The 3738-nt window shown below is 49.1% G+C and carries 9 protein-coding genes; all 9 read left to right on the forward strand.

The window, feature by feature from the left end; genetic code table 11:
• The first annotated feature begins 46 nt into the window (after positions 1-46).
• The 9 genes from OH663_RS25815 (at position 47) to OH663_RS25855 (ending at position 3665) form a co-directional block, all read left to right on the forward strand.
• Positions 47-496, forward strand: a complete 450-nt coding sequence (locus tag OH663_RS25815; protein WP_263525939.1) for a hypothetical protein — start codon at positions 47-49, stop codon at positions 494-496.
• A gap of 159 nt (positions 497-655) precedes the next feature.
• The gene (locus OH663_RS25820) at positions 656-856 is read left to right on the forward strand and encodes a hypothetical protein (RefSeq protein ID WP_181522830.1); all 201 of its coding nucleotides are present in this window, start codon (positions 656-658) and stop codon (positions 854-856) included.
• The gene (locus tag OH663_RS25825; protein ID WP_137399292.1) at positions 856-1053 is read left to right on the forward strand and encodes a DUF1482 family protein; all 198 of its coding nucleotides are present in this window, start codon (positions 856-858) and stop codon (positions 1051-1053) included. Before OH663_RS25820 ends, OH663_RS25825 begins: the two co-directional genes overlap by 1 nt.
• 260 nt (positions 1054-1313) lie before the next feature.
• Positions 1314-1961: an ERF family protein gene (locus OH663_RS25830; protein ID WP_263525940.1), complete on the forward strand. Its 648-nt coding sequence runs from the start codon at positions 1314-1316 to the stop codon at positions 1959-1961.
• Positions 1962-2468 (forward strand): single-stranded DNA-binding protein, encoded by a 507-nt coding sequence (locus OH663_RS25835; protein WP_200010387.1) that lies wholly within the window; start codon positions 1962-1964, stop codon positions 2466-2468.
• A gap of 13 nt (positions 2469-2481) precedes the next feature.
• The gene (locus tag OH663_RS25840) at positions 2482-2766 is read left to right on the forward strand and encodes a hypothetical protein (protein WP_200010385.1); all 285 of its coding nucleotides are present in this window, start codon (positions 2482-2484) and stop codon (positions 2764-2766) included.
• Positions 2766-2984 carry a hypothetical protein gene (locus OH663_RS25845; RefSeq protein WP_057101640.1) on the forward strand — a complete coding sequence of 73 codons (219 nt, stop codon included), beginning with the start codon at positions 2766-2768 and terminating at the stop codon, positions 2982-2984. The genes OH663_RS25840 and OH663_RS25845 overlap by 1 nt, the downstream gene beginning before the upstream one ends.
• Before the next feature lie 97 nt (positions 2985-3081).
• Complete coding sequence (locus OH663_RS25850; RefSeq protein ID WP_071701032.1) at positions 3082-3354, forward strand: DUF5405 family protein; 273 nt, start codon at positions 3082-3084, stop codon at positions 3352-3354.
• Positions 3351-3665, forward strand: coding sequence for a hypothetical protein (locus tag OH663_RS25855; RefSeq protein WP_200010384.1), 315 nt, complete (start codon positions 3351-3353; stop codon positions 3663-3665). The genes OH663_RS25850 and OH663_RS25855 overlap by 4 nt, the downstream gene beginning before the upstream one ends.
• Positions 3666-3738: the final 73 nt, after the last annotated feature.

Below are 3738 nucleotides of genomic sequence, written 5' to 3' on the forward strand. Positions count from 1 at the left end.
TAGGCGGCCTTTTTATTAGCTCACGATACAAACAGAGGGTAAGACGATGGAAGAACAGGCTAACAAGATTCTTGTTGAGCTTTTGCAGAAAGCGGTTGCCGGGATTGATGCCGCAGTATCATTTAGTCAGGCTCAGATACCGGATGTTGTACACCAACTTCTGGTTTGGAATATGACGCACAGCCTGATCATGACGATTATTGCCATTTCAACTATCCCTCTGGTCGTTTGGTTTGTTAAGCGCCAGTGCAGGAAAGTTGAAATAGGGAAATTCGGTAATGAAGGATATTCATGGGATAGAGGAAACCCTAAATATAGCCCAACAATGGTGTGGGACAGTAAGGGCGAGCTTAGCTTTTTTGTTGTTCCTATGGCAGGAGTTATATGTATTTGGGGGCTGTTGGTAATCGATGTCGTAACAAGAATGACATGGCTGAAAATTTGGCTGGCCCCGAAGCTTTACCTCCTCGAATACGCAGCATCACTCATCAAATAGACCCGCTCCGGCGGGTTTTTTATTGCTCATACCTCAGCGGCTTCTCAGAGGACGCTCAGTTATGAATGGCGGCTATCCACCGCTTAACAATGTGCAGCGATGAAAATTGCATGCAGAGGTCTTTACGTTCAGCGGCGCGGCTTAAGCGCGGAGATGATTATGCAAATTAACCTGGAAGTACCAAAAAATGGTCGCGCAGTTCCAATGCGTAACGACCGCACCGGCGCAGCATGGCTGGTCTCCTTTGATTATCGCGATGGTACTTACTGGCATGAGCCGCAGGGGAATCTGCGCAATATTCGCCGTCCGTATGCCTCGCTATCTGTTGAGCCAAATCTGGTGCCGGCGGGGACTCATTAATGGGAACTCTATTCGCACTTGTAATGACCGTTGCAATGACAAATGGCGAGTATCACGACGTAATTCTCGGTGTTTACGACAGCCATAATGAATGTCAGCAGGCGGCATCTGAACAAAAAGTTTCAGCAGACTGCTGGCCTGTTGAAGGGATTCTTCGCAACGGTGAGTTCCCAGCGCAGGAAGTAGCGCAGAAGTAACCACATCCAATCCAAAACCATTCCCTCTACTCGTCCGGCTATCGCAGACGGGAAGCGCACAACCAAATTTCAGGAGTCAATCATGTCTCTCGCTAGAACAGTGAAAGAGAGTCAATTGCAGCGACGACTCAGCACACAGAAAGCTCTCTGGTATCGCTATAAAGGTGATCGCAATGGGATGCGAGCACATCTGAACTTGTCGAGGCTCGAGGTTCTTAATCAGCGTTATTTTTTGGGCGGATGCCCGTTCTGAGGAAATTATGGAACAGAAAAAAGTTTACGCAGCAATTAGCGGAGTAGCTTCCGCCCTTGCTGAGCAGGGGATCCGGAAGGAGAAAAAACAAGGCAGCCAGGTTAACTATGCGTTTCGCGGAATCGACGACATCTACAACGCTCTGGCTCCTGAGTTGGTAAAGAATAAGCTCCTGATTCTCCCACGATATACCGAACGCACATGTGTAGAGCGAACCAGTAAAAGCGGTGGAGCTCTGTTTTATATCACGGTTCGTGGCGACTTCGACTTCGTCAGCACTGAGGACGGAAGCATTCATACCGTCACGACCTATGGCGAAGCGATGGACAGCGGCGATAAGGCGACTAACAAGGCCATGTCGATCGCCTACAAATACGCAGCGTTTCAGGCGTTCTGCATCCCTACAGAAGAGACAGCGATTGATGCTGATGCAGAGATGCATCAAGTCCAATCACAGAAACAATCAAAACTATCCACCACTCCTGAGCAGATCCTGAAGGCATTCACTGATGCCGCAGCACAAAAGACTTCAGTAGATGAGCTTAAGCAGGCATTCGCTAAAGCATGGAAAATGCTCGAAGGAACTGGTGAGCAGCAGAAAGCCCAGGACGTTTACAACATTCGAAAAGATGAACTTGAAGGAGAACCTGCATAAATGGCAAGCAGAGGCGTAAATAAAGTGATCCTCGTCGGCAACCTTGGGCAAGACCCTGAAGTTCGCTATCTACCAAATGGTGGCGCGGTAGCCAATATCACACTGGCAACTTCGGAATCATGGCGGGACAAAGCAACTGGCGAGATGAAAGAGCAGACCGAATGGCACCGGGTGGTGCTGTTTGGCAAACTGGCTGAAGTCGCCAGCGAATATCTTCGAAAAGGTTCACAGGTGTATATCGAAGGCCAGCTACGCACACGCAAATGGACAGATCAATCAGGCGTAGAGAAGTACACAACTGAGGTGCTGGTTAACGTCGGTGGAACCATGCAGATGCTTGGCGGAAAACAAGCGGAAGGTAAACCGTCAGGAAACAGCCAGCAGCAACCACGGACGCAACACCAATCGTCACAACAGCACAGCGAACCTCCTATGGATTTCTCGGATGACATTCCATTTGCACCTGTAACTCTTCCCTTCCCTCGTCACACTATCCACGCCATTTAATCAGGAGCATCAAATGTCATCACCTCTCACTGGGGCGGGATATCTACGCCCGCCTAAAAAATCAGGCACCAAAGCTGAGGTGCTGGCTCGTTGCTTTGCAGCTATCGCTAATGACGATTTCCAGAAGTCAACCATGGAAGGCAGGCTTCAGGAGTTGCACGAAAAGGAAGTCTGGTACGCCAACTTAGAAGCGTCATTCAGGCCGGGATGGATGGTAGTTGGACCTGTAGAACCTGATTACGTTGACGACCGTATGCGTAAGTATCGCGGTCGTTACGGGGAAATAAGGAGCGACTGATGACACCAGAGCAAAACAACGTAGTGAGAGCACAGGGACGTAAATGCGTGGCAGAGATTCAGCAAGCACTGAAATGCAGGCCTAAGCCGAAATGGAATGCAGTCGTGCCGCCAATCATCAAGAAGCATCACCAGAAAATTGCGCCGCTTGGTATCAGCCTGGTGGCATTCGTTAGCAGCATCGGTCGAATGCAAGGCCGGTACGGAGTCGAATCATGACGCTAACCAAACGAATCACAAGGTCGCTAACGCGGCCTTTTTATTTTCTCTCGTTCACCTTCAACCGAATCAACCGACAGTTCATGGAGCACTGACTATGAGTGAAAAATTACGAATTGAACTTGGCGATAAGTATGTCGTCACCGGGTCTGCGCATGACCTGATTCTTAACGAAAAGAAGATTTCCAAGGAAGGTAAAAACGCCGGTCAGGAGGTGCTTTCTCGCCTTGGCTACTACAGCAAGTTTGAGCATCTGGTACGTGAATTAATGCACAAAGAGATTCTGGAATCCGAAGCACAGACCCTCACTGAATTACGCGACCACATCTATCAACTCAGCGAGAGGCTGGGTAAGGCTGTAGGATTATGACAACGGAAATTAAAGCCCTCCCCGTCGAACGCGACCAATACGGTTATTGGACTCACCCAGATTATTTCAAGCCTGCTAATGGCGGAGAATATGGATTGGACGGTGAACTTGATGCGTGGCTGGAAGAAAAAGGACTCGAGCTAAGGGTGGAGTATCGCGATGAGGATGAAATTGAGCAGCATGGTGATGGTTATGACATTTCATCATGGCAGCCATCAGGAATAAAAGGTGATGGTTGGTTTGTCGGTTCAATTCACGACACGGATGATGGTGCGGTCTGCATCTGGCTTCGAAGTAAGGAGCACTCATGACATCATAAATCATCGATCAGGCCAGCGATCTCGAAGAGATGATGCGCGACCATGCTATTCAGGCTCACAGACT

Origin of the sequence: Citrobacter sp. Marseille-Q5395, assembly GCF_947057495.1 — a bacterium.
Lineage (GTDB): Bacteria > Pseudomonadota > Gammaproteobacteria > Enterobacterales > Enterobacteriaceae > Citrobacter > Citrobacter murliniae.

What these genes read in the sequence shown, in the direction of transcription:
- OH663_RS25850 (WP_071701032.1), top strand. Translation starts at nt 3,082, where the DNA reads ATGAGTGAAAAATTACGAATTGAACTTGGCGATAAGTATGTCGTCACC.
- OH663_RS25855 (WP_200010384.1), top strand. Translation starts at nt 3,351, where the DNA reads ATGACAACGGAAATTAAAGCCCTCCCCGTCGAACGCGACCAATACGGT.
- OH663_RS25825 (WP_137399292.1), top strand. Translation starts at nt 856, where the DNA reads ATGGGAACTCTATTCGCACTTGTAATGACCGTTGCAATGACAAATGGC.
- OH663_RS25820 (WP_181522830.1), top strand. Translation starts at nt 656, where the DNA reads ATGCAAATTAACCTGGAAGTACCAAAAAATGGTCGCGCAGTTCCAATG.
- OH663_RS25835 (WP_200010387.1), top strand. Translation starts at nt 1,962, where the DNA reads ATGGCAAGCAGAGGCGTAAATAAAGTGATCCTCGTCGGCAACCTTGGG.
- OH663_RS25840 (WP_200010385.1), top strand. Translation starts at nt 2,482, where the DNA reads ATGTCATCACCTCTCACTGGGGCGGGATATCTACGCCCGCCTAAAAAA.
- OH663_RS25830 (WP_263525940.1), top strand. Translation starts at nt 1,314, where the DNA reads ATGGAACAGAAAAAAGTTTACGCAGCAATTAGCGGAGTAGCTTCCGCC.
- OH663_RS25845 (WP_057101640.1), top strand. Translation starts at nt 2,766, where the DNA reads ATGACACCAGAGCAAAACAACGTAGTGAGAGCACAGGGACGTAAATGC.
- OH663_RS25815 (WP_263525939.1), top strand. Translation starts at nt 47, where the DNA reads ATGGAAGAACAGGCTAACAAGATTCTTGTTGAGCTTTTGCAGAAAGCG.